Consider the following 25,759-nt stretch of genomic DNA (forward strand, 5'->3'; position numbering starts at 1 on the left):
CGTTTACGTAATGATCGTATCCCTAACCTCTACTTTTGTCCAATATTTACTGTATTTTTCTGCCGCAGCGGTATGCTTGGGATGCGTTTCATACGTGTTGATGTCCTCCATGTTTTGGAAGGTAACCAACAGATTGTATTGAAATGAGTTGTCTACGACCGGCCGTGGATTGGTGGGCGCCGGTTTCCCATATTGCAATGTTTGCACGCCGGGGACCTTACGAAGCTCTTCAAAAAAATTTAAAAAGTCTTGTTCTTCCTCCTCGGAAATATCTTCTTTTAACCAAAAATATACACTGTGTAGAATGATACCGCTACCGAGATGCGAGGATGCTTTTTCTGCTTGCTGTACTGCTGGTTCCGAGGTGCATGATGTGAGTAAAGTCCCTGTTAAACCTGCGACAGCAGCCGATTTTAAAAAATTTCTTCTTTCCATAATATATTTTTGAGGAAGATACAAATAAAATCAGATGATAAAGAAGAGTTTCTTTTTCCTAAATTCGCATTATGGCGAAAAGGAAACCGACGATTTTAGTCGTCAACGATGATGGTATTACGGCTCCCGGTATCAAGGTACTGCTCGAGGAGATGCAGAAAATAGGCAATGTCGTGGTGGTCGCCCCGGATAGCCCCCAATCAGGAATGGGACATGCGATTACCATTGGCAAGCCGCTTCGTTTGGATAAAATCGATTTATATGAAGGGGTAGAAATGTATAAATGCTCCGGAACACCCGTGGATTGTGTCAAGCTTGCGGTAAATAAAATTTTTAAAGGCAAAAAGCCGGATCTATGTGTATCGGGTATCAACCACGGACTGAATTATTCTATCAATGTGCTATATTCGGGAACAATGTCTGCCGCCGTTGAGGGAGCTATAGAGGACATTCCATCGATTGGTTTCTCGTTGGATGATTTTTCCCATCACGCCGACTTTTCCCATTGCAGGCCGTACGTGCGGACTATTGCGCAGCAGGTTTTGGATAATGGACTGCAAAAGGCTACGTTATTAAATGTAAATTTTCCGCATATCAGCAAGGAATTGAGAGGGATTAAAATATGCCGACAAGCTACCGCAAAATGGTTCGAGGAGTTTGACGAACGTCTGGATCCATATGACAGAGAATATTTTTGGATGACGGGTAAATTTCAATTATTAGATAGGGGGGAGGATACCGACGCTTATGCTTTGAGTAATGGCTATGTTTCCATTGTGCCAACGCAGTTTGATATGACCGCGCATCATACCATCACGGAATTAAATTCTTGGAGTTTTGATATGAAAAATGAAAAATAACTTTTGGGTAGGAGCGGCATTAGGGGTTGTTTTTCCGTTGCTAGCTCATTTAGCAACAATCTTTACGACCATTCAAACGTCTTTATTTATACAAAAGCCTATCGCTTTGTATGTAATTGCTGCTACCATAAATCTTATTTCGGTTCGTTTCTTATACCGTAACGAAAAAGAAGCTACAGGTAATGGCGTGGTGTTGGCTACATTTTTAGCGATGATTGTCCTGATTGTATTTATGCGGGAGATGGTGTTTTCCTATTCCTGATGTTTTCTCTTTTGGTATTGTTTTTTGTATTCCGAGGGCGTCATTTTATACAATTCCTTAAAACTCGCCCTAAAATACTTCAGGTCGTTGAAACCGACTTCGTAGGCCACCTGCGACACGTTCATTTGTGTTTCGGTAATCAGTCTGCTTGCCTTCTTAAGCCGGATGAGCCGTATAAAAGTAGAAAGATTCTGACCCGTAAGTGCTTTGAGTTTGGTATAAATAACCGTGCGACTCATGTTCATCTGATTGATGAATGTGCCAACGTTGAAATCGGGATCGCTTATGTGTTGTTCAACAACTGAAATGGCTTTTTCCAAAAAGAGTTCGTCTGGGGAAGATAACGTCAGCTTTTTAGGCTCCAAGATGGTATCTTGTTTAAATTTGCGGACGAGATTGGCTCTTGTTTTTAATAAATTGTCGACCCTAAGCTCTAAAATTTCTGCATTAAACGGTTTGGTAATATAGGCATCTGCCCCTGTACGATAGCCTTTCTCCTGATGGATGGGAGACGTTTTCGCCGTTAATAATATCACGGGGATATGACTGCTGATCAGCGTCGTTTTCATGCGCAGACAGAGTTCAAAACCGTCCATAACGGGCATCTGTACGTCGCTGATGACCAGATCAATAGCCTCTTGATGAGCGATCGCAATAGCATCTTCTCCGTTTTCGGCGGTGAAAACACGGTATTTGTCCTTGAATATTTCTTGAATGAACTTTTGAAGATCGATGTTGTCTTCCACAATGAGAAGATTTTGTCGGCTTTCCACAAAATGGGTGTCGGACGAAGGTTCTGTGTCTATACCTATCTCTTGCTGTAGGTCAAGTTGATCTTCTCCTACATCCACGTATTGGAAGTCTTCTTCGTATCTTTCGAAGATAGCTGATTCTTCTATACATTCATTTTTTTCCAGATGTTCGTTTCCCAACTTTAATAAGATACTAAAACGTGTACCCTTGGTTTCAGAGCTGTTGACGATGATCTTGCCCCGATGAAGCTCCACGAGTCGCTTGGTCAGGGAAAGTCCTATACCGGATCCGAGATTCTTTTGTTTGTAAGGAAGCTGGTAAAACTGCTCAAAAATGAGCGGAAGATCTTCTTTGGAGATAACTGGCCCGAAATTAAGGACACTAATTTTTACATAATTCACAAGCTTACCATTCACTTTCTTTGAGGTAGTAGAAACATATATCGTTATATCGCTGTCGTCATGACTGAATTTGAAGGCATTCGACAATAGGTTAAACAACATGTTTTTCAGCTTAGCCTTATCGAACCAGACGGGAATATGATCATGGCGCGTGATGAACCGATATTGGATGTTTTTTTTATCTGCAAGTTCATCAAAGGAGCTTTTTACATCCTTTATAAAAGGTATAATATTATTTTTTGTAGCTTGTAAGGTAAGCTTTCCGGATTCACTTTTTCTAAAATCCAATATCTGATTGACCAACTGTAATAGCATCTTCGCGTTTTTCAACATAATGTCATGTTGCTGTTTGATGTGAGAGTCGCCCAGCTTCTTGTGAACCATCTTTTCGAGCGGGCCAATAATTAATGTCAGCGGTGTTCGGAAATCGTGGGATATGTCGGTGAACAGCTGCAGCTTTAATTGGTTGGTCTCTTCTGCTCGCTCTTTTTCTTTTCGCTCTTTTATACGAAGAAGTGTCAATTTTCGGATGTAAAGAAACAGGCCGCTACACGCGAGGAAATAAAGTAAATACGCCCACCAGGTTTCCCATGGGGGAGGGAGTACACGAATGTGAAGTGTTGCCCCTCGCTCATTCCAGATTCCATCGTTGTTCGCGCCGATCACTTTAAAAATGTATTCCCCTTGTTGAATATTGGTGTATACGGCGCGTCGCTGATTGCCTATGTAATTCCAGTTGTCGTCATTTCCTTCCAATTTATATGCAAATTCGTTTTTCTCAGGACGCATATAACTAAGCGAGGTAAAATCGATACTGAAATTATTTTCATTGTATGTTAATGTAATCGAGGTAATGGAATCGGTGATTTTAGTGAAATAAGTATTATTTACGTCGATATTGGTGATATCAATAGGTGGAACGAAGGTATTTCTTCGAAGGTCCTTTGGATTGAAATAAGTCAGCCCATTTGTTCCACCAAAGAACAGTTCTTTTTTACTTGTCTTAAAAAAAGAACCATAATTAAATTCGTTGCCCTGGAGCCCGTCGGATTGGTTATAGTTTCTTATCGAGTTGGATGCTGTTTCTATTTGGCTAAGACCGTTATTGGTACTTATCCAGATCTTACCGTTGTCGTCGGGTAGGATACCATAAATAATATCATTTGGTAAACCGTCTTTTGTACTATAAGATTTTGTTGTTTTTCTTTTAGGGTTGTATATATACAAGCCTTGCCCTTCTGTTCCGATCCAATAATAGCCGGTTGGAGCTACGAATATGCTATTTACATAGAGCGGCGGCTCGGTTTGGGCTACTTCCTTGACTTGTATGCGCTGTTTTTGCTTTGTTTCAATATGAATGGTTTCCAGGCCATTGTTTCCGCCAATAAGTAAGACATTTGGATTGTGGGTCTGGGCGATACTCATGACGGTTTTAATATCTTTGTCGATTTTAGAAAGCGTTTTTTTATGTGTATCGTAAAAAATCAAACCTCCCGTAAGAGTCCCGATCCATATATTTCCGTTATAGTCTTCAAAAAGTGTTAGAACTTTATAGGCTTTTAAGGAGATATTTTGGTTCTGAGGAAAATCTATTTTTTGAAATTTAAAGGGTTTTTGTCTGGGATTTAGAAAGTTTAGTCCACCATCGTGTATTCCAATCCAGATATTGCCATTGCGGTCTATTAGAACTGATTTGATATTATTGGCACTCAGGCTGTTTGGGTCATGTGGGTTATGGTTGTAGTAGGTGAATTTATGTGTGCGTCTGTCGTAAAAGTTTAATCCACCTCCCTCCGTACCTATCCATAGGTTTCCCTCGGCGTCTTCTGTTATCCCGCTAACGACTTTGTAGTTTAATTTGTTATCGGTATTGCCCGAATAGATGCTTTTAAAAGCACCATTATCCTGGTTATAATAGTTGACACCATCCGCCCATGTTCCAATCCACATGTCGCCGCGGGAATCACGGATAATTCTATAAATCGAGTTTTGGCTTAAACTCGTGAAATTGTCCGGATCGTGTACAATATGCTTTAATTTCTGGCGGTCGTTGCTTAAAATATAAAGCCCCGAATAGCTCCCTATCCAAAGATTTCCAAAATGATCTTCACATAACGTACGTGTGGATGATGTAACAGCTTTTTTATGCTGAAATTCGAAGTCTATGAAACTTTCGGTGGAACGGTCGTACATTGCAAGACCTTGCTCATAACCAAGCCAAAGCGTGTTTTTTTTATCGATAAATAAGGTAGGTAGATCATTGAGATGTATACGACTATTGTCAGCTTTCTGTGGATAGTGTATTCGTTTAAAAAAGCCTTTCTCCCTGTTGTACACATCAATATATTTGGTGTTACAAATCCAGATATTACCCTCGTTGTCCTTTAGGAAGGATCGTAGGTTATTGTCACTCAGTGAATTAGATTTTCCATGTTTTTTTTGAATTTTTTTGACCTCATTTGTCTTTATATTTAGTTGGATAATACCGTTTTCGGTGGCGACCCATAGTATACGGTTGCTTACCTGTATAATCCCGCGTATCACGTTATCCGCCACGGCATTCGGGGAATCCGCGAATGTGTAACGAATGAAGTTGTCAGAAATAGGATTGTATTTGTTTAAACCCCCTTCGGTACCTACCCAAAGATTCCCGTCCTGATCTTCATATATAGCGTGTATATTGCTGTTGCTTAGACTAGTACTATCTGCTGTATTGTGTCGATAGACCACAAATTTTTCACCATCGAATTTGTTTAAGCCATCTCGCGTTCCGAACCAGATATATCCTTTCTTATCCTGTATAATCTCTGCTACAGATCTTTGCGACAAGCCATTTACAGAAGTGAAATGCTGGAATTTTAGATCCTCCGGTATAGTATTTAGTTTTTGTGCATATGCCGTCTGAAAAAATGTCCCCCAAAAAAGTGCAAAAGAAAAGAAATAAATGTTCATTCGAAACACAGTTATGAGTCAAATTTAAGCATTATAGCCCTCTTTCCCTAAGGCGAATCAGTGCTTCTATATAATAGTAATCAGCATAATTTAATGGAACGTCTATTTCGTTTCCATGAGGTATACTTCCGACGCTGTGTTTTAAAATAAAATTTCCGTTCTCTCCGCTCTTTGCGGTATACGTGTCACTTGACAAAGAGTCAAGAATATGCTGGGCAGATGAGAGATATTTATCATCTGTATATTTGCTCAGTTCCAACAATGCAGAAGCGATAATGGCACCGGCTGAAGCATCTCTGATTTCATTTGGGATGTTGGGAGCATCAAAATCCCAATAGGGAACACCATCTTCGGGATAGTTAGGATGATTCAGAATAAAAGCCGCTATTTTCTCTGCAAAATCAAGATATTTTCCATCCTTTGTATAACGATAACACATAGTGTATCCGTATAAGGCCCAAGCTTGTCCTCGCGCCCATGCACTTTCATCCGAATAACCCTGTGCTGTTACTTTATGAGCCACCTTACCTGTTTCCGGGTCGTAGTCTACAACATGGAAAGAGCTGCCGTCGGGCCTAAAATGGTTCGTCATGGTTGTATTGGCATGTGCAATAGCTACGTTTCTATAGCTACTATCGCCCGTGATATTACTTGCTTCAAATAACATCTCCAGATTCATCAAATTGTCAATGATGACCGGAAACGTCCAACCTCTCTCGGATTGCCAGCCCTGATCTACGTCCCAACTCTGTATGCACCCCACCGTATCGTTGAAGCGGGTGGATAATGCGTTGGCAGCGTCAATCAATACTCGTTTATATCGCTCTTCCTTCGTTATTCTATAAGCTTTTCCATATGAGTTGTTAAAAATGAAGCCCAAATCATGATCTGTGGTCAGATCTTTATGTCTTTCAAATAACTGCTGTGAAGCTTCGGCTGCCTCCTTCCATTTTTTGTCATTGGAGACCTCGTATAGCATCCAACAAGTACCCGGCCAAAACCCTTCGGTCCAGTCATAAGAAGATTGTATCCAATGAATATGGCCGTCCTTCGTCAAGGTTCTAGGATTCTTGTTCTCTTGGAGCGCTACGTCGCGCAGCGCTGAAAGCTGTTTTTCACCTCTATCCAGTAATGCTTTGCTGCTATCGTCTATCTGGCAGCTAAAAAACGTCAAGGAGCATAAAAGTAAGGTTGACTTGATTATCTTCATTCTGTTGTATATTTATTTAAAGCGATGTGTTTGTTCAGCTAATATGTCGTTTAAAGATCGTCCATCCGATCTGAACGAAAAGGTTTGATTTGATTTCTTCTCATTAGTCTTACCAAATTGTTAGCGACAAACAAATTAAAGAAATTTTAACTGGAGCGGTAGGGGGGTAATCGTCTGAATGAAAGGTGTTAAATGTCCAGGGTTTAAAATACCCCCTTAATTTAGACACTTTACCCCCTTTGCTGTGCGGATTGTTTTTAGATATTTGCAACACGCAGTTATTAAAACCATTATTTAAAAACAATTATAAAACCAAAAGAAGCATGTTGTGTATATGCTAGCTTTTATAAACGATACGATCATGAAAAATAAGACACGGCTTTTATTCCTGCTCTGCTGTTGGGTGGTAGTCTCCTTTTCTTGTAAGGACGATTTTAAAACCAACCCACCTGGAGCTCCCTACGATCTACGGTATGTAAGTGTTGGCAATGCCCGGGAGGGTGGCCAGATTGTGACGGCCCCACCTACAGTACAGACCGGAGGGCTGACACCGACGTTTGAGCTGATGGGTATTTCAAGGAGCGACGGCTCATCTTTGGATGATTCCTACCTGCAATACGTGCATATTGGCGAGAGCCATACGGTGGATATTCCCATTAGTCCAGATGCAGGTTATGTGGATGAATATGGAAACCCACTTACTTTTTTTGCTTCGGAGAACACAGCGAGCAATGGTATAATCACGGTAGCTGCGGGACACACTTTTACCGCGGGCGACTACTATTTTGATATTAAAGTAACGACGCAGGATGGTACTACCAAGTACGAAGCGGTATTTAAGAAAGCATTTCATTTGAACGTGGGGCCACTATTGCCGACAAATCTTGTTTATACGCCGAAAAATCAAAATTTGGTATATGGCCAAACGGATAGTAAAACCTCCGCTCCGCTTCTGCCCAGTGCCAATCCGGATGTGACCTATGAGCTGGCAACAGAAGAAGACAAGCTGGTCATCGATGGTAAAACGGGAGAGGTTTCCCTCTCGCCAGGTTACGCCTACTCGGGTTACGATACATTGACGCCCGTCGTGCGCGTTGTTAGTAACATTACTGACGAAGAGGTCTTATTCGACGGGAAATTGACTACCATCATTACCGACCGACCGGAAGTTATGCCACGAGAAACCATTTATTTCTTCTATCCTACGTTGCGGACTTCCGGATCGTATCCTACCGGAGGTGACGGTTTCTCGGTACAGGTTATCCAACCCGGTGTTGGTGATGATATCTGGGGTGAAATTGATAATAGCTCAGGCCGGGCGTTTATAGCACCGCCTGAACGACCACAGCAGAACACCACGCAGACGATACTTGAAAATCAACTACACAACGGTTCGGGGGTCACCACACCGACTACAAGCTGGATGGTTACCACCACGCAGGACTTAACGCCTTTTGAATATGGCTACGACTTATCCTTTGACTATTATTATATGCCGCACTTTCAAACTTATATGGCAGACGGGCGGACGCCCGCAGACATGGAAGTGTATATTTCGACAGACTATACCGGCGGCACCATTCAAGACGCCAATGGCAACTGGTTGAATGGTACCTGGACACAGGTTAACGACGTGATGCGTTGTCAACGTTCCGAAGGTACGGCGGGCAGTAATTCAGCTGGAGCGCCTTGGGGGCCAGCGTTTATCGGCACACCTTATCCGGGCAATCAAGCAGGGCCCGATCCGGATGATCGTAAACGACCGGAGCTGGGTACCTTTTACGGTAAGTGGGTGAAATGTACCTATGCTATTCCTGTGGAACAGGTTTCTACAACCTTTACTGTAGCGTTTAAAATAGCTTCTTATTTCGAAGGAGAATTGTTGAACAACGCATCCGCACCAGGACGAGGGGGAATTTTCTTCCTTTCGGACTTCCACTACAGAGCGGTAGAACCAGAAAACTAGAGTTATTGGATATACTAATTAATAAAATATGAGGAATAACCTATTTATTATACTAATTATCAGTGTCCTTTCCGCTTTCTCCGCACAGGCGCAGCAAAGTGTGAAAGGGACAGTAAGAGAGGCAAATGGAACACCGATCGGAGGCGTCAGTGTTTCTATAAAAGGAAAAACAGGCGGATCAACCACGACAGAGCAGGGGACGTATGTCATTAATAACGTACCATCCGATGCGGTGTTGATTTTTTCTTCCCTCGGATTTCGCCGAGAAGAACAGGCTGTCCTCGGTCGGCAGCAGATCGACATGGTGTTAGAGGTGGAAGATGTGAAGCTGGAGGAAGTGGTGATAGGCTACGATGTGGTCCGAAAGGAGGATCTAACGGGTTCGGTAGCTAGTGTCAACACCAAGCAACTTGCGGAAGCGCCTGCAGCCAACTTTGATCAGGCGTTAGCCGGTCGGGTGGCGGGTGTACAGGTGACTTCACAGGACGGGACACCTGGGGCACCTTTACAGATCGTGATCCGGGGCGGAAACTCCATAACCGGTGACAACTCTCCGCTTTACGTGGTGGACGGCGTACCTTTGGAAGGGTTTGATCCGGGTACCATCAATACGCGGGATATTAAGAGTTTTGATATCCTGAAAGACGCTTCCGCGACCGCTATCTACGGCTCGCGGGGTGCAAACGGGGTCGTCGTGATCAATACCTACGGCGGGAATAACGACGGACGTACGGATGTCGACATCCGGTCTTCGGCTTGGTTTGAGCATATTCCTACTCGCCTGGATGTGATGACTCCCTACGAGTACGTCGTTTACCAGCAAAAATTGGCTTACGCCAACGACAATTATGTACCAGGAACCAATGTAGAGCTTTTTAACCGGCGATATGTAGATCCGGAATTGTATCGCGGTGTAGAGGGAATCAATTGGCAAGACGAGATATTCCGTTCGACTAACTCGACGAACCAGTCGCTTTCTTTGCGCGGAGGCAACAGCAAAACGACGTTCTTGTATAGCGGAAACTTCGTGAATCAACAAGGAACATTGATTGAGACGAATTTCCGGAAAATCAACAACCGACTGAAATTCACACACAAAATCGCGCCTAATTTCGAGGCAAATGTGCAGTTCGAGTATAGTCGGAACAACCACGATGGACAGATAGCGTCTGGAAATTCAAGACACAGTATCATCCGTGATGCAATATCCTTCCGCCCCTTGACACCGATCAACTGGACAGATAGTGATGAGGCCGGCGTAGAAGATACTGACCCTTATCTTCTAAATCCCGTTCGCAGAATGCAGAGTACAGATCGCTTTCGGCTCGACGATGTATTGGGGGGTACCCTTGGTTTCAATTATAATATAACGAAAAAATTGACGCTGAGCATGATGGGTAATTATCGAGCGAGTCTCCGGGAAACGACGACTTTCCATAAACGGGACTCTTATGAAGCAACCCGTACCAGTCGGGGAATCAACGGTTCGTTGACGAACAATCGCTGGGATGTGTTGTCAACCTCCAATACATTGCGATATAAAGACCAAATTGGTAAACACAATTACGGCGTATTGGCTGGACTCGAGGCGCAGTACAATACATCAAAGTTCAATAGCCTACAGAACACCAACCTGCCTACCGATGAGTTTGGTATATATAATCTTGGGATTGCGACCGCGTCAACCATTGCCGGTACGGACTATTCCAGAAATTCATTGTTTTCGGTCTTCGGAAGGGTCAACTACACCTACGACAATAAATATTTACTGACAGCAACGATGCGTACAGACGGCTCTTCTAAGTTTCGCACAGCCAACCGCTGGGGCTATTTCCCCTCATTTTCGCTCGCGTGGCGGCTTTCGGAGGAACCTTTCATCAAACCGATTGAAGCAATCACCGATCTTAAGCTTCGCGGTGGATGGGGAGCTACGGGAAATAACCGTGTGGGGGATTTCGTGGCATACAATCTGTTTAGTGTCAACTCGAATAGTGGCTATATACTGGGCGCCAATCAAGGCTATGTTCCAGGTGCCTTTCAAAGCAATATGGCGGTGCCAGACCTGCGCTGGGAAAAAACGGAACAAACGAATATTGGATTGGATCTACAGCTCCTCCGACGGTATAATTTGACGGTAGATGTTTACCAGAAGAACACGGTAGATTTGTTGCTGGCGGCCGATATGGCGCCAAGCACCGGCTTTGCACGTGTTCAACAAAACGTAGGCGAGGTTTCCAATAGAGGGATAGAATTTACATTAGAGTCTCAGAACATTCGGAATGCCAATTTCACTTGGAGCACCAATTTTAATATTTCCTTCAACCGGACCAAAACGATACAGTTGAATAGTGGTCAGCATGAGATTCGTACCGATCCACAATGGGATGTGCAGTTCATGCAGACGGAATATCAGTATATTACGGAAGTCGGCCAGCCAGTAGGGATGATGTACGGCTTCGTATTCGATGGACTTTATCAGGTGGACGATTTCAGCTTCCAAAATGGAACATATACCCTTAAAGAGGGAATCCCGACGCATATGAGTGTCACTAAGCCGGGAATGGTACGGTTTAAGGATGTAAATGGTGACGGAATGATTAGTCAGGAAGACAGGACGATTATCGGTAACCCACATCCAAAACATACCGGTGGGTTGTTCAATAATTTCCAGTATAAGTCTTTTGATTTTCAGTTTCTATTGCAATGGGCTTACGGATTCGACCTGTTGAATGGAAACCAGGCGGAATATGGAAATATATACCAGACTAGCAGAAATGGACTAAAGTCACTGACGAATTTCTGGACACCGACAAATCCGGATACGGAGATCGGCGGCATGCGGTTCGACGGTACAAACTTGTTAACACCCTTCGGTTACAAGTTGGATTCCAGACATATACAGGACGGTTCCTACCTCAAGCTAAAGACGGTTTCCTTCGGTTATAATCTTCCCGAGGACTTGATATCGCGCGTACGTATGAAGCGATGTCGGATATCGCTCTCCGCGCAGAACTTACTAACCTTGACAAAGTATGAGGGTTATGACCCCGATGTGTCTGTAGGAAGGTTTGGGGCGTTAACCCCCGGCTTGGATTACTCTGCTTATCCGCAGAGCATGACGATATCGGCCGGACTGGAACTTTCTTTTTAATCGATTATAAAACGGTATAAAATTAGGAAATGATGAATACAAAAAGATTTCGAGTGGTCGTAGCCATGATGGCTTTGCTAACAGCATGTATAAGCGCTGGATGCAAGAAATTCCTTGACTTAGACCCGCTATCGACGTGGCGGGACGAGACATTCTATTCTTCCGCATCGGAAGTGGAAATGGCACTTGCCGGGATTTACAGCGGGATGGCCAACGATGATATGTATGGCTATAAGTTTAATGTGGTGCTGGAAAGCGGTACGGACGAGATGTATACGAACTCTTCTGCTGCCAACTGGGGAGCGGCCCGATACGCGTATACCTCTTCCAGTGATGAGGTGCAGAATATATGGCTACACTTCTACAGCATGATCAACTTGGTGAACCAGCTGGAAAAGAACTTAGATCCGGAGATGTTTTCCGAGGAACAAACCAACCGCTATCTAGCGAAAGCACGTTTTATGCGCGCATTCGCTTATTTTAACTTGGCGAATTGGTTTGGTCCAGTGCCTATGCGCCTAAAGCCGAGTTCTAATCAGGATGATAATCACGTGGCTCCTTCTACCGTGTTGGAGGTTTACCAACAGGTGGAACGCGATTATCTGTTTGCTGCGGAGCATCTGCTTCATGCCAATAGTCCCGACTATGTTCCGGGCGAACCCAATAAAATGGCAGCACATGGCATGTTAGCTAGGCTGTATTTGCGCATGGGCGGCTTCCAGCCCTATTTGTCGGAAAATGAAGCAGATTGTTATTTTGACAATCCCCAGCAATATTTTGAGAAAGCCCGGCAACAATGCGAGGTTATTATCCAAGATGGCTGGCACCATATCGTGCCTTACGCTACCGATCCGCAGAGCTATCGTAAGCATTTCATGAATTACCTGCAAAATCGGTACGATTTGCGCGAATCACTTTATGAGGTGTCCTTTGGTAACTTGATCGAAATGGGATTAAATGTGCACGGACGGATGGGTAATATCAATGGAGTAGAGTTCGTAGGGACATCCGATATTCCCCGAGGTTTCGCCAATGTGAACGCATCGGTTGCACTGTATAATCGCTACTCGGTTGAGGATACCCGAATGGCCTGGAATATCGCAGGGTACCGCAACAATTACTCTTCGGCCAATCAACGCTATACGATGAGCTATATTTTTGACCGCCCGTTGCATCAAGAGTTTGCGATCGGTAAGTATAGGAGGTGGGAACCCACGGATATGGAGGAGTTGCGTACGCAGCGAAGCATTATAGACGCTCCTTATGTTATTTTGAACAACGTTCCGGGCTCGGCGACCGATCCAAATTATACGAGTATTAACTTCCCATTATTGCGCTATTCGGACGTGCTGCTTATGCATGCGGAGGCCATCATCGGCGGTCGGTTCGGAAGCGCAGATGCATCGCCAGAAGCGGTGAATAGCTTGAATATTGTACGGGAACGGGCAGGTCTGGAACCGTATATCGGAAGTACGCAGCATGATGCTTTCTTTAGTGAATTGGTTGATGAACGCCTTCGGGAGCTGTGCTTTGAGGGGTTACGCAAGCAGGATTTGGTGCGCTGGAATTTATTGAGAGAAAAGCTCGACCAACTCGACGAAGCGATCCGCTTTAATTCGTTCTATGTGGAAACTGATGCCTTTCACCAGACTTATCGCGAACCAGGGCTTACGTTTGATCGTAGCCGACACATGTTGCTGCCCTACCCATTGCAGGAAGTAACGATTAATACGGAACTGGATCAACGTTTTCCATGGTAACAAAAATTGATTTATCGTAAACCAGAAGTTGGAAAAGATGGATAAAAAGATAAAAAAATCAGTATTAAACGGCGTGGGATCCTTATTTATCTCGCTGCTGTTTTTGGGCTGTTCTGACAAAAAGATAGATGACTTGAGCGTTGGTGACAGCAGTAAACCCGGAATAAGGGCGGTCGTTCCACGAACGGCACTCCCCGGTAACCACGTGATCATCTCCGGTGTAAACTTTGGGGATGACCGCTCGAAGATCAAGGTCATGTTTGGCGACCAAGCCGCAGAGATTGTAAATTATTCCCCAGGCAGGATTGAGGCGATCGTCCCTGCGCAAACGGAAGCTGGTTATGCAAAGATAAAATTGGAGGTTGGCGAAGAACAATCCAATCAATACTATTTCACGTTCGGCTTTACGCAGCCATCTATTGATTCGCTAACCCGTGCCTATATCGGTGATCCAGTCGATATCATGGGCTCGGGATTTGGGAATTTGGAAGAAAATACTACCGTGACCTTTGATGGCGATACAGCCGATCTTCTTTTGGTGACGGATACACTGGTTCGGGCGTTGTCACCGCAGCTTGGCGAAAGCATCGCCATGGACGTGCGCGTGGATGTCGGGCCTAATCAATCGAATGTTAGACGTTTCTCCTACCTGGATAACCTGTATAGTAACCCGGTGGTGGCGCAGAGTCTACCCGATCCGACGCTGATCAAAGCGGAAGATGGATTCTTTTATTTATATGCGACGGAGGATATCCGCAATACCCCGATCATGAAGTCCAGTGATTTAGTCAACTGGGAGCGGGTAGGTACAGCATTTACCGATGCTACTCGCCCTACGTTCGAACCGAATGGGGGACTTTGGGCTCCCGATGCCCGCTATATCAACGGAAAGTATGTGCTATACTACTCCATGTCTGTATGGGGTGGCGAGTGGAGCTGCGGCATTGGTGTAGCTACAGCTAGTAATCCAACGGGTCCATTTACCGATCATGGGCCGTTATTCCGAAGCAATGAGGTCGGTGTGCAAAACTCTATCGATCCATGTTTTATTGAAGATAATGGGCGGAATTACATGATGTGGGGAAGCTTCCGCGGCATTTACTTGATTGAAATGAGCGAGGATGGTCTCTCGGTAAAAGAGGGTGCGGAAAAACAACAGGTGGCTGGCACTTATTTCGAGGGGGTGTATATCCACAAAAAAGATGGCTACTACTATATGTTTGCTTCTATTGGTTCTTGCTGTGCCGGTATCAACAGCACCTATCAGCTGGTGGTGGGACGTTCCACTAGCCTCGCCGGTCCCTACTACAACCGAAGTGGCTTTAATATGATGAACAACGGGCGAACCTTAGTTATTGATAGAAATGATTCCTTCGTGGGCAATGGACATTGTTCGCAGATTGTTCAGGATGATGCTGGTAAAGATTGGATATTGTATCACGGTGTGCGCACCAGCGACCCTTCCGGTCGAGTGCTGATGCTCGATCAAATAAAATGGGATCAGGATGGTTGGCCGTATGTCGAAGGGGGATCACCTTCGCGTGCGACATATGCGCCTGTATTCAACGCTGTACTTAACTAAAGAACCGTATATTGCAAACAAAAAAGTAAATCTATGTTCCATACCGTGAAGTTTCTGTTGATAACGTGCCTTTCGACTTACTCTGTTTTGGGTTATGCGCAGGATAAAACGAGTTTATCATACCACTATGAGAAGATGGTTGACCATCCAAGGCTTTTGCTGAAACAAGGAGAGGAAGAAGCTATCCGTGCTTCCTTGCAGCGAAATCCCGAATTTCAACGAATCGATGCGTACATTCGACAGGTTTGTGACGAACTGCTTGATGAACCGACGCTTGTATTCAAAAAACAAGGAAAACGTTTGCTAGCCGTATCGCGCCTTGCACTTACCCGTTTGTACTACTTATCATATAGTTACCGGATGACTGGCAACACCCGTTATCTCCGGCGGGCAGAGGAAGAACTCAAAGCGGTGTCTGCATTCAAATCTTGGAATCCATCCCATTTTCTCGATGTTGGGGAGATGGCTATGGGAGTAGCCATCGCTTATGATTGGCTTTATGATGATTTGCAAGACGATACACGTAAGTTGGTTCGGGAGGCCATTGTAGAGAAAGCTTTTAAGCCATCGTATGTATCGGGGGATAATTCGTTTTTAACACGACATAATAACTGGAATCCGGTTTGTAACGGGGGGCTGGTATACGCTGCGTTGGCTATTTTTGAAGACGAACAAGAACAGGCTACGGCTATTATTGAGCGGGCACTGGAATCTAGCAAGTTGCCGTTGGAAACATACGCGCCGGATGGAAACTATCCCGAAGGTCCGGGTTACTGGAATTATGGGACCACCTTTCAGGTCATGTTTTTCGCTGCTTTGGAAAGCGCCTTAGGGTCAGACTTGGGGCTATCCGAAGCGCCCGGCTTTATGGCCTCCGCACATTATATGCTCTACGCTGTTGGCCCCTCCGGCTATTATTTCAACTACTACGACGGAGGTCGCGCCGTAGCGCCGTCCTCTGCTTTGTTCTGGTTTGCGGAAAAAGAACAAGATCCGGCGTTAATTTATCAGGAAATACCACTGATCAGAAAAGGTGGATACACCAAAAAGATCAATTCGGACGAACACCGCTTCTTGCCTAATGCGTTAGTGTTTGGGAAAAATTTAACGTTATCGGAAATTAAGCCCCCTAGTGGAAATACCTATACGGGGCATGGCATGACGCCTATATCTATTGTTCGCACGAACTGGCAGGATGGCCAAGGGAAGTATCTTGGCATTAAGGGAGGGAAAGCCGGTGATCCCCATGGACACATGGACCAAGGTACCTTTGTGTATGATGTGGGGAATCTCCGTTGGGCAATGGATTTTGGTCTGCAGAGCTATATCACGTTGGAGTCTGAGGGTGTGGACCTCTGGAACATGAGTCAAAACTCGCAACGTTGGGATATCTTTCGATACAACAATCTTAACCACAACACCCTAACGATTAATAATCAACGGCATAATATAGAAGGAAAATCAGAAATTATCGAAACCTATGAGGAAGGTAGAGAACTAGGAGCTATGGTGGATTTAACGCCGGCATTGAACCTAAACAATGAACTGAAGAAAGCCACTCGGAAAGCCGTTGTGGTCGACGAATCTTTTTTGAAAATCGAGGATTTTATCGAAACCAATGAAAAGGCGGTTGATTTGCGTTGGAATATGGTAACACCCGCTAAAGCAGAAATTATTGACAAGCAGACCATCAAGCTTTCGCAGAAAGGGAAAACGATGTTGGTGACGTTTGAATCCGATCTACCTTTCAAGCTGGTTATACGTCCATCGGAAGACCCGAAAGAATATCGTTGTGAATTTGGCGATTATAAATATGGAGATTACAATCAGCAAAATAAAGGGACGGTGATGCTGGGCTTCGATGCAGCAATACCGGATCGTACTCCGGCTAAATTTACGGTAAGCTTGAAACTACAATAACGAGGGATGCCAAAGCCCTGTTTCTGTTGAGGGGCTTTTGCGGCCTACAAAATAAACCCTACCTTTGTGGTGAGCGACAATATGAATATGAAACTTACTCTAGGCTTTTCGCCCTGCCCTAACGATACCTTTATTTTTGATGCCTTAATCCATCATAAAATCGACACCGGGGGACTAGAATTTGAGGTGCAGTATCAAGATGTGGAAACCTTGAATCAAAAAGCTTTTCAAGGGGAATTGGATATTACCAAACTGAGTTACCACGCTTTTGCATACGCGGTAAACGACTATGAGTTGCTAGACTCGGGGAGTGCATTAGGTTCCGGTGTGGGGCCGCTGCTCATCGCGAAAGACCCAGCGTTAGCGGCACGGTTAAAAAAAGTGCTGGAAAAAAAGGAGCAGCTAAATACAGCGGAAAGCGGATTAAAAATCGGTATTCCGGGAAAATATACAACGGCCAATTTTCTATTAGGTTTGGCATTCCCGAACTTAGGAAGCAAAGTAGAGTTGGTGTTCTCCGACATCGAAGAATCTCTGTTGGGCGAAACGATAGATTTAGGGCTGATCATCCACGAAAACAGGTTTACCTATCAAGCGAAAGGGCTACATAAAGTAGTAGATCTGGGCGATTTCTGGGAACAAACGACCAACAATCCGATACCGTTGGGGGGAATTGTAGTTAAGCGTAGTTTGGATGAGGAACTTAAGTTAAAAATCAACCGATTGGTTCGTGAGAGTGTGCAGTTTGCCTTTGAAAATCCGAAATCGGGGTTGGATTATATCCGTTCACATGCGCAGGAAATGGAAGAAGATGTGATGTATAAGCATATTGAATTGTATGTCAATAAGTATTCGGAAGATTTGGGAGGAAAGGGACGAACGGCAATTCAACACATGTTTGATAAAGCACAGGAGTTAAAGCTTATTCCGGCTTTGGATAAAAGACTGTTTTTAACGGTTTAGAAAGAAGATCATATAAGTTGTAGAACAACACAGGTTTTACAAAAAAATAAACTGGAATCCTGTTAGTTATCACATGTAATAATTAAATTTGCCCGGTTAGTGTCAAAATGTCTGTAAACCGTGTGTTGGAGCCATTATTGCACAGCGATATACGGAGATAAAAATATTATGTTAAAATTTTTAAGTAAATTATTTGGCAGCAAGTCAGAGCGAGATATCAAATCCATACAGCCCATTGTAGATAAGATCAAGGAGGAGTACGAGAAGCTATCGTCGTTAAGCCATGACGAATTACGGGCGAAAACAGCCGATTTTAAAAACCAAATCAAAGCATATTTAGCCGATATAGATGATGAAATTGCATCCCTAAAAGCAGAAGCTGACAAGGATGACGTCGATATGGGTAAAAAGACAGAGCTGTATGAGGAGGTGGACAAGCTATCCAAGGACAGAGATAAGAAACTAGAAGAAGTCCTGTTGGAAATCTTGCCGGAAGCTTTTGCAGTAGTAAAAGAGACTGCCCGCCGTTTTACAGAAAATAAAGAAATCGAAGTTACGGCATCCGATTTTGACCGCGAACTGGCGGCACGCAAACCGAACATAATTGTCGAGAATGATAAAGCGGTATGGAAAAACTCCTGGACAGCCGCTGGGACGGAAGTTACCTGGAATATGGTGCATTATGATGTACAGCTTATCGGTGGTATTGTGTTGCACCAAGGTAAGATTGCAGAGATGTCTACTGGTGAGGGTAAGACATTGGTGGGTACACTACCGACTTACCTGAATGCGTTATCCGGACAAGGTGTACATATCGTAACGGTGAACGATTATTTGGCACGTCGTGACTCCGAATGGAACGGTCCGTTATTTGAGTTCCACGGATTAAGTGTTGACTGTATCGACAAACACCAACCTAACTCACCTCAACGTAGAAAAGCATATCTGTCGGATATCGTATACGGAACAAATAATGAATTTGGTTTCGACTATCTGCGCGACAATATGACACAGACGCCGGATTCTATGGTGCAGCGTAAACTGCATTTTGCGATGATTGATGAGGTGGACTCTGTATTAATCGATGATGCGCGGACACCGTTAATTATCTCTGGCCCTATCCCACGCGGTGATCAGCATGAGTTTTATCAGCTGAAACCACGTATCGAGCGATTGGTAAATGCACAAAAGGCGTATGTAAATACTGTTTTTAACGAAGCGAAAAAAGCTATTGCCAACGGTGATGCTGATGTAGAAGGTGGCGGAATGGCATTATTGCGTGCTTATCGCGGTTTGCCTAAAAACAAGGCGCTGATTAAGTTCCTATCCGAAGGAAACCATAGACAATTGCTGCAGAAGGTGGAAAACTACTATATGGCAGAGCAAAGCCGCAACATGCCTAAAGTGGATGCGGAACTTTACTTCGTGATCGATGAAAAAAACAATCAAGTAGAGCTTAGTGAAAAAGGTATTGAATTGATTACTGCTTCAGGCGAGGATCCTAACTTCTTCATTATGCCAGATGTGGGATCCGAAATCGCCGATATCGAAAAATCAGATCTTTCCCTAGAAGAGAAAGCACAGAAAAAGGAAGAATTATTGCGGGATTACTCGATTAAATCCGAGCGTATCCACTCTATAAATCAATTGCTTAAAGCCTATACGCTATTCGAAATAGATGATCAGTATATCGTAGATGAAGGTAAGGTGAAGATTGTGGACGAACAGACAGGCCGTATCATGGAAGGGCGCCGTTATTCCGACGGTCTGCATCAAGCAATTGAGGCAAAAGAAAATGTAAAAGTAGAAGATGCGACGCAAACCTATGCAACGATTACTTTGCAGAACTACTTCCGTATGTACCATAAGCTTGCAGGGATGACTGGTACAGCATCTACGGAGGCAGGTGAGCTTTGGCAAATTTATAAACTGGATGTGGTCGAAATTCCGACAAATAGACCTATCCAGCGGGATGACCGTCAGGATTTGATTTACCGCACAGCGAGAGAGAAATACAACGCGGTAGCACAGGAGATTCAAGCCTTGACCGAGGCCGGAAGGCCGGTATTGGTTGGTACAACCTCTGTGGAAATTTCAGAATTGCTTAGTCGGATGTTGAAATTGCGTGGAATCAAGCACAATGTATTGAATGCGAAGCTTCATCAGAAGGAAGCGGACATCGTCGCTGAAGCCGGACGCCCTGGGCAGGTAACGATCGCTACCAACATGGCGGGCCGTGGTACGGATATTAAATTAACGGATGAGGTTATTAAGGTGGGAGGTTTGGCTATTATCGGTACAGAACGACATGAATCGCGCCGGGTAGACCGGCAGTTACGCGGACGGGCCGGTCGTCAGGGAGATCCAGGGTCGTCACAATTCTTCGTGTCACTGGAAGATAATCTGATGCGTTTATTCGCTTCTGAACGGATTTCCAACATCATGGTGAAAATGGGTGTAGAAGAAGGTGAAGTGATGCAACACAGTATGTTGACGAAATCTATTGAAAGAGCGCAACGTAAAGTAGAAGAGAACAACTTTGGTATTCGTAAGCGGTTGCTGGAATACGACGATGTGATGAACTCACAGCGTACGGTAATCTATTCGAAACGTAAGAACGCGTTGTTTGGTGAGCGTTTAGATGTCGATTTGAACAATACGATTTATGATGTTGTAGAAGATATCGTTTCCGAAGCGAAAGAGGGCGGAACCTACGAAGAATTCCAAATTGAGGTCATCCGTTTGTTCGCGCTAAATCCCGAAATTACGGAAGAAGAGTTTATGCAGAGTGGCGTAGCGGCGTTGACAGATAAACTATTCCAACAAGTCATTACACATTATCAAAATAGAGCGCAGCAGATTGCGGAGCAAACACTTCCAGTATTGACAAATGTCTTGGCGGAACGGGGTGCTATGATTGAAAATGTGGTCATTCCGTTTAGCGATGGTATTCGTGGCATACAAGTTGCGACGAATTTGCAAAAAGCAGTAGAGTCGAGCGGGAAAGAAGTTTTCAGATCTTTTGAAAAAGGAATTGTTTTAGCATTGATTGACGAAGCTTGGAAAGAGCATCTACGTGAAATGGATGACTTAAAGCAATCCGTACAAAATGCTGTCTATGAGCAAAAGGATCCTATTATTATTTACAAAATGGAAGCCTACAACTTGTTCAAGAGTATGCTTGCTTCCATGAATAAAGAAATTGTAAGTTTCTTATTTAAAGGGGAAATTCCGGGCCAGCAGCAAGAACCACAAAATGTGCGGGAAGCACGCCCCATACAGCCACAGCCGGCACAGGTTCAGGCTACTAAAGCGGAGCTAGCATCGCCAACAGGTGTTTCTCAAGAAGATAAGGACACGCGCGAGCAACAGGTAACACAACCTATACGCAAAACGCAGACCGTGGGTAGAAATGATGAATGTCCCTGTGGGTCGGGCAAGAAATATAAAAACTGTCACGGAAAAAACAATTAAAAAATTTACGGAAGATGTTATATAAAGGATTGATATTTGGTTTTATACTCATTGGATTAGCACAGGTTAGTAAGGCACAATCGGGAATCGTTGAAGTGGAAAAGGATTCTTTGATTAACCTGTTGCAGGAATTCAGAGCAGAAAACGGTATCAATCCTACTACCGCCCGTATGATCAGTTTAGGATCAAAAGTAGTCGACAAAAAGAGCGGAAAGCGGGTAAAAGTACGGGGGTTTCGTGTGCAGATATTTTCTGGGTCCAGCCGAAGCGATGCTTATGCCGTACAATCTAGGTTTCAGACGTCTTATAAAGACATAGGAAGCTATGTAACCTATGACGAACCAAATTACAGAGTCAAGGTCGGCGATTTTAGAAGTCGATCCGAAGCGACGAATTTTATGCGGGAGCTCCGCTCACAGTATAGTAATGTCTTCGTCTTCACCGAGGACGTTTGGGCGTACCAATAAGGAGAAAAATCATGTCTATGTTGAAAAAAAAGATAAAGCAACTTGCCGAAGACTTCTTTGAAGAAACAGTGGGATTTAGACGCCATTTGCATCAACATCCTGAATTATCATTTGAGGAATATGAGACATCTGCTTTTGTCAAACATCAACTAGAACGTTTAGGGATACCTCATGAGGACATGGCCAACACGGGTGTGGTGGGGCTCATTCACGGAGAGAAACCTTCGACACAGGTATTGGCTCTTCGGGCCGATATGGATGCTCTTCCTATACAGGAGGTAGAAGGGCGTAGTTATGGTTCACAGAATTTTGGCATTATGCACGCCTGTGGACACGATGTGCATACCTCTTCGTTACTCGGTGTGGCGTCTATATTGCAATCCTTAAAAAGCGAATTCGGAGGTACCATAAAACTTATTTTTCAGCCGGGGGAGGAACGTTTACCTGGCGGTGCTTCCATTATGATTAAAGAAGGGGTACTGGAAAACCCAGCACCTACCGGTATTATCGGACAGCATGTAATGCCTTTCATCGAAACAGGTAAAGTGGGTTTTCGTGCCGGAAAATATATGGCATCCTGTGACGAACTTTTCATGACTGTAAAAGGTCGGGGCGGACATGGTGCACATCCACACCAAAACATAGATCCAATAGCAATTACCGCACAAATTATTACCGCGCTGCAACAAGTAGTCAGCCGAAATGCTGACCCGCGAATACCAACCGTTTTGTCTTGGGGAAAGATAGTGGGAAATGGTGCTACAAACGTTATTCCTGATGAGGTATATTTGGAAGGAACGTTCCGTACATTTGACGAAAAGTGGCGGGAGGAGGCACATAAGCATATGGTGAAGATGGCAACAGGCATCGCAGAGAGTATGGGTGCAACGTGTGATCTTGAGGTACGAAAAGGGTATCCTTTCCTCATTAACGAAGAACGGTTAACAACATCGTCCCGTACTTTTGCTGAGGAATATCTAGGGAAGGAAAATGTTGTTGAGTTGGATATATGGCCGGCTGCCGAAGATTTCTCTTACTATTCGCAAGAAACCAACGCTTGCTTTTATCGGTTAGGAACAGGAAATAAAGCGGCTGGAATTTCATCGGCTGTGCATACGCCAACCTTTGATATTGATGAAAATGCACTGAAAGTGAGTATAGGATTGATGTCATACATCACATTGCGACAACTTGGCGAGAATTAAAAAATGTCCTCACACCATATTATTAGAGAAAATCAAGAACCGGCCTTGATTGTCGCCTCTTATGAAGCGCTCGATGAAGAATATATAGGACAACTTCTGGAGTGGAGCCCTACGGTAATAGCTAACGATGATACCGTAGATTTTTTCTTAGCCGCAGACATTAAAGTGGATATAGTGTTCAGTACGAAGGAAAGCGTATATGAGCAAGAGAAAATTAAAACCTTTTCAATAACAAAAGGCTTTATACCTGACGCATTAGATTATCTTATCTACCACAACCACAAAGCCATTAATATTGTTTGCGATGCACCTGATGAAGCATTAAAAGCTTATTGTGCGGCAATTAACATTGTTGTGTTGTCTCATGGGATGCGATATGTATACATTCGTCATCGCTACGAAAAGTGGAAAGAAGCAGGCGCGCGTATTTCAGTTCCGGAAAACCGACTGAAATCGTTTGTCGGGCTTAAACAGATAAACCGGAATGAATTTTTAACAGAACAGGACGGTTTTATTTATCTGGAATTTAATTCTGATGAATATGTTTGTATAGGTGAAGAGATTTAAAATGTACACTATTCGAAAAGTAAGTAAGGAAGAAGCTGCGGTAATCCATCGTTTAGGGACGGAAGTATACCATACGACCTATACGGCTATTTTAAGTCCTGCTCAAATAAATTTCATGTTGCGTAAAAATTATAGTCCCGAAGCCATCCAACAATCTATGTTAAATGGGCAAGATTTTTATCTTATTTTTCAAGAGGAGACACACCCTTTGGGTTTTATCGCTCTTCAAAAGAAGAGCGAAGATATTCTACGAATAGAAAAACTATACCTTTTAGCTGATAGCCAAGGATTGGGTTTAGGCAAAAAATTAATTGACTTCGCGGTGGAAAAAGCTAAGGAGCTTGATTATTCGGCACTTGAGCTTAATGTAAATAGAGGAAACAAGGCATATCACTTCTATCTCAGACAGGGATTCCAAGTTATGAAGGAAGTGGATATACCTTATTATGATTTTATCCTCGACGATTACGTTATGCAGCGACTAGTCCGTTAGCTTCTCTACACGTGATGGTGTTTGTGCTCCCGTGACAATTCCGATTACACCTTTGGCAATGGCCTCGATACTCGATTTTATATTTCGAATATCTAAAGTAGAAAGCTCATCTTTTACGGTGTGGTAGTATTCGTCTTTGTCAATCTGCGAAGTAGAAAATGTATGTGCTGGAACGCCCAAAGCGGCTAATACGGCATTATCGCTTCGATAAAAGAGGTTTTGTTTCGGATAAGGATCGGGATGAAAGGTAAACGCGGTCCCTTCCAAGTTTTCCTGCATTAGTTCTGCCAGATTGGAATGATGATATCCTGTTACATAAAGGGTATTGGGTCCAAATTTCGAATCCTTGCCAATCATTTCTATATTAATCATCGCAATGACCTTATCCGCGTCGATATTATTAGAGAAGTATTTGGAGCCAAACATACCGATCTCTTCTGCTGTAAAGGCTACAAAAACCAACGTACGTTCATTGATATTTTCCTTTTTGAAATGTTTGGCCAATGCAATCATGGCAGTCGTGCCGGAGGCATCGTCATCCGCGCCGTTGGCGACGGAATCCTTTCCCACGGGGTCGAGGATACCAATATGGTCGTAATGGGCGGAGAAAACAACAAATTCGTCTGCTTTAGATTTTCCCGGAATAATAGCTGCAACGTTAAACAATGGGAAATCTTCTTTTACGGTGCGAGCTTCTACCTGAAAACTCTTTATATTCTTTTTCTTGATGGCAAACACCTTACTTGGGTTGTCGGTTACGCTTGCTTGTTTTGGAATGACGTTTTCACGTGAAAATATTTTTTTGAAGCGTGCCAACATAGGTGCAAAGGACGGATCTACCCAAATAATGCCGTGGTTTGGGTTATTCCGGACGATATCACGGAAACGCTCAGAGAAATCATCTCCTGCGCTGATTTCCATGACTTCTATTTCTGAATCTTGACTCCAAGATAGATTGGGATTATTGTTCAATATAATAAATTCATCTACTTTTAATGCTTTCCCATTGATCTTGATGGACTCGTCTTCGGTAAAAACTTTCGTGACCTCAAATGTCTGACGGTAACTGTCTTCGGCATACGGCTGTAGACCCCCTTGGCGGAATTCTTCTGCGATAAAATTTGCTGCTCGGGCAATATCGGGGCTTAATGCTGCTCTTCCTCGCATATCGTCGTCGGCAAGCGTAGAGATAATGCGTTTCACGTCCGTTGTTTCTACTATCTGGGCCGTAGTGAAGGTGGAGTATACGACCAATTGTAGCAAAAGAGGGAAAGACCATCGTAAAAGTTTTGCGTTCATAGTACAATATTAAGTATAGTTGGGTATAAAATTTGCATG

17 protein-coding genes are annotated in these 25,759 nt (G+C 43.8%); 13 read left to right on the forward strand and 4 right to left on the reverse strand.

Annotation, left to right across the window (positions count from 1 at the left end; genetic code table 11):
• Positions 1 to 3: 3 nt before the first annotated feature.
• Positions 4 to 435, reverse strand: coding sequence for a Dabb family protein (locus tag G5B43_RS10010; RefSeq protein WP_165294604.1), 432 nt, complete (start codon positions 433 to 435; stop codon positions 4 to 6).
• A 71-nt stretch (positions 436 to 506) separates the two neighbouring features.
• Between G5B43_RS10010 and surE the strand changes: the two genes are divergently transcribed.
• Positions 507 to 1,295: a 5'/3'-nucleotidase SurE gene (gene surE / locus G5B43_RS10015; RefSeq protein WP_165294605.1), complete on the forward strand. Its 789-nt coding sequence runs from the start codon at positions 507 to 509 to the stop codon at positions 1,293 to 1,295.
• Positions 1,285 to 1,557: a hypothetical protein gene (locus tag G5B43_RS10020; RefSeq protein ID WP_165294606.1), complete on the forward strand. Its 273-nt coding sequence runs from the start codon at positions 1,285 to 1,287 to the stop codon at positions 1,555 to 1,557. The genes surE and G5B43_RS10020 overlap by 11 nt, the downstream gene beginning before the upstream one ends.
• Here G5B43_RS10020 and G5B43_RS10025 read toward each other — a convergent pair.
• Positions 1,548 to 5,663: a hybrid sensor histidine kinase/response regulator transcription factor gene (locus tag G5B43_RS10025; RefSeq protein WP_165294607.1), complete on the reverse strand. Its 4,116-nt coding sequence runs from the start codon at positions 5,661 to 5,663 to the stop codon at positions 1,548 to 1,550. The genes G5B43_RS10020 and G5B43_RS10025 overlap by 10 nt on opposite strands.
• Positions 5,664 to 5,694: 31 nt before the next feature.
• Complete coding sequence (locus tag G5B43_RS10030) at positions 5,695 to 6,873, reverse strand: glycoside hydrolase family 88 protein (RefSeq protein WP_165294608.1); 1,179 nt, start codon at positions 6,871 to 6,873, stop codon at positions 5,695 to 5,697.
• A gap of 361 nt (positions 6,874 to 7,234) precedes the next feature.
• Here G5B43_RS10030 and G5B43_RS10035 point away from each other — a divergent pair, with 361 nt between their 5' ends.
• From G5B43_RS10035 to G5B43_RS10085, 11 genes are all read left to right on the forward strand, one after another.
• Positions 7,235 to 8,839: a hypothetical protein gene (locus G5B43_RS10035; RefSeq protein ID WP_165294609.1), complete on the forward strand. Its 1,605-nt coding sequence runs from the start codon at positions 7,235 to 7,237 to the stop codon at positions 8,837 to 8,839.
• Positions 8,840 to 8,867: 28 nt separating this feature from the next.
• On the forward strand, positions 8,868 to 11,990 hold the full coding sequence (locus tag G5B43_RS10040) for a SusC/RagA family TonB-linked outer membrane protein (protein WP_165294610.1): 3,123 nt from the start codon (positions 8,868 to 8,870) through the stop codon (positions 11,988 to 11,990).
• 29 nt (positions 11,991 to 12,019) lie between these two features.
• The gene (locus G5B43_RS10045; protein ID WP_165294611.1) at positions 12,020 to 13,750 is read left to right on the forward strand and encodes a RagB/SusD family nutrient uptake outer membrane protein; all 1,731 of its coding nucleotides are present in this window, start codon (positions 12,020 to 12,022) and stop codon (positions 13,748 to 13,750) included.
• A gap of 37 nt (positions 13,751 to 13,787) precedes the next feature.
• Positions 13,788 to 15,332 (forward strand): family 43 glycosylhydrolase, encoded by a 1,545-nt coding sequence (locus G5B43_RS10050; protein WP_165294612.1) that lies wholly within the window; start codon positions 13,788 to 13,790, stop codon positions 15,330 to 15,332.
• A gap of 33 nt (positions 15,333 to 15,365) precedes the next feature.
• Positions 15,366 to 17,252, forward strand: coding sequence for a heparinase II/III family protein (locus G5B43_RS10055; protein ID WP_165294613.1), 1,887 nt, complete (start codon positions 15,366 to 15,368; stop codon positions 17,250 to 17,252).
• Between the two features lie 87 nt (positions 17,253 to 17,339).
• On the forward strand, positions 17,340 to 18,215 hold the full coding sequence (locus tag G5B43_RS10060) for a menaquinone biosynthesis family protein (RefSeq protein WP_165294614.1): 876 nt from the start codon (positions 17,340 to 17,342) through the stop codon (positions 18,213 to 18,215).
• A gap of 168 nt (positions 18,216 to 18,383) precedes the next feature.
• Entirely contained in the window at positions 18,384 to 21,689 is a 3,306-nt protein-coding gene (gene secA / locus G5B43_RS10065) for a preprotein translocase subunit SecA (protein ID WP_165294615.1), read from the forward strand.
• 14 nt (positions 21,690 to 21,703) lie between these two features.
• Positions 21,704 to 22,156 carry an SPOR domain-containing protein gene (locus G5B43_RS10070; RefSeq protein ID WP_165294616.1) on the forward strand — a complete coding sequence of 151 codons (453 nt, stop codon included), beginning with the start codon at positions 21,704 to 21,706 and terminating at the stop codon, positions 22,154 to 22,156.
• 17 nt (positions 22,157 to 22,173) lie between these two features.
• Positions 22,174 to 23,361, forward strand: coding sequence for a M20 family metallopeptidase (locus G5B43_RS10075; protein ID WP_165294617.1), 1,188 nt, complete (start codon positions 22,174 to 22,176; stop codon positions 23,359 to 23,361).
• Between the two features lie 3 nt (positions 23,362 to 23,364).
• A complete protein-coding gene (locus G5B43_RS10080) occupies positions 23,365 to 23,928 on the forward strand; it encodes a thiamine diphosphokinase (RefSeq protein ID WP_165294618.1) in 564 nt (187 codons plus the stop codon).
• A gap of 1 nt (position 23,929) precedes the next feature.
• Positions 23,930 to 24,421: a GNAT family N-acetyltransferase gene (locus tag G5B43_RS10085; protein ID WP_165294619.1), complete on the forward strand. Its 492-nt coding sequence runs from the start codon at positions 23,930 to 23,932 to the stop codon at positions 24,419 to 24,421.
• On the opposite strand, the gene G5B43_RS10090 is transcribed toward G5B43_RS10085, so the two are convergent.
• A complete protein-coding gene (locus G5B43_RS10090) occupies positions 24,410 to 25,720 on the reverse strand; it encodes a M20/M25/M40 family metallo-hydrolase (protein ID WP_165294620.1) in 1,311 nt (436 codons plus the stop codon). The genes G5B43_RS10085 and G5B43_RS10090 overlap by 12 nt on opposite strands.
• Between the last annotated feature and the right edge of the window lie 39 nt (positions 25,721 to 25,759).

The organism is Sphingobacterium sp. SGR-19 (assembly GCF_011043555.1).
Lineage (GTDB): Bacteria > Bacteroidota > Bacteroidia > Sphingobacteriales > Sphingobacteriaceae > Sphingobacterium.

Coding starts and splice junctions, on each gene's coding strand:
- G5B43_RS10010 (WP_165294604.1), bottom strand. CDS start 435: ATGGAAAGAAGAAATTTTTTAAAATCGGCTGCTGTCGCAGGTTTAACA.
- surE (WP_165294605.1), top strand. CDS start 507: ATGGCGAAAAGGAAACCGACGATTTTAGTCGTCAACGATGATGGTATT.
- G5B43_RS10020 (WP_165294606.1), top strand. CDS start 1,285: ATGAAAAATAACTTTTGGGTAGGAGCGGCATTAGGGGTTGTTTTTCCG.
- G5B43_RS10025 (WP_165294607.1), bottom strand. CDS start 5,663: ATGAACATTTATTTCTTTTCTTTTGCACTTTTTTGGGGGACATTTTTT.
- G5B43_RS10030 (WP_165294608.1), bottom strand. CDS start 6,873: ATGAAGATAATCAAGTCAACCTTACTTTTATGCTCCTTGACGTTTTTT.
- G5B43_RS10035 (WP_165294609.1), top strand. CDS start 7,235: ATGAAAAATAAGACACGGCTTTTATTCCTGCTCTGCTGTTGGGTGGTA.
- G5B43_RS10040 (WP_165294610.1), top strand. CDS start 8,868: ATGAGGAATAACCTATTTATTATACTAATTATCAGTGTCCTTTCCGCT.
- G5B43_RS10045 (WP_165294611.1), top strand. CDS start 12,020: ATGATGAATACAAAAAGATTTCGAGTGGTCGTAGCCATGATGGCTTTG.
- G5B43_RS10050 (WP_165294612.1), top strand. CDS start 13,788: ATGGATAAAAAGATAAAAAAATCAGTATTAAACGGCGTGGGATCCTTA.
- G5B43_RS10055 (WP_165294613.1), top strand. CDS start 15,366: ATGTTCCATACCGTGAAGTTTCTGTTGATAACGTGCCTTTCGACTTAC.
- G5B43_RS10060 (WP_165294614.1), top strand. CDS start 17,340: ATGAAACTTACTCTAGGCTTTTCGCCCTGCCCTAACGATACCTTTATT.
- secA (WP_165294615.1), top strand. CDS start 18,384: ATGTTAAAATTTTTAAGTAAATTATTTGGCAGCAAGTCAGAGCGAGAT.
- G5B43_RS10070 (WP_165294616.1), top strand. CDS start 21,704: ATGTTATATAAAGGATTGATATTTGGTTTTATACTCATTGGATTAGCA.
- G5B43_RS10075 (WP_165294617.1), top strand. CDS start 22,174: ATGTTGAAAAAAAAGATAAAGCAACTTGCCGAAGACTTCTTTGAAGAA.
- G5B43_RS10080 (WP_165294618.1), top strand. CDS start 23,365: ATGTCCTCACACCATATTATTAGAGAAAATCAAGAACCGGCCTTGATT.
- G5B43_RS10085 (WP_165294619.1), top strand. CDS start 23,930: ATGTACACTATTCGAAAAGTAAGTAAGGAAGAAGCTGCGGTAATCCAT.
- G5B43_RS10090 (WP_165294620.1), bottom strand. CDS start 25,720: ATGAACGCAAAACTTTTACGATGGTCTTTCCCTCTTTTGCTACAATTG.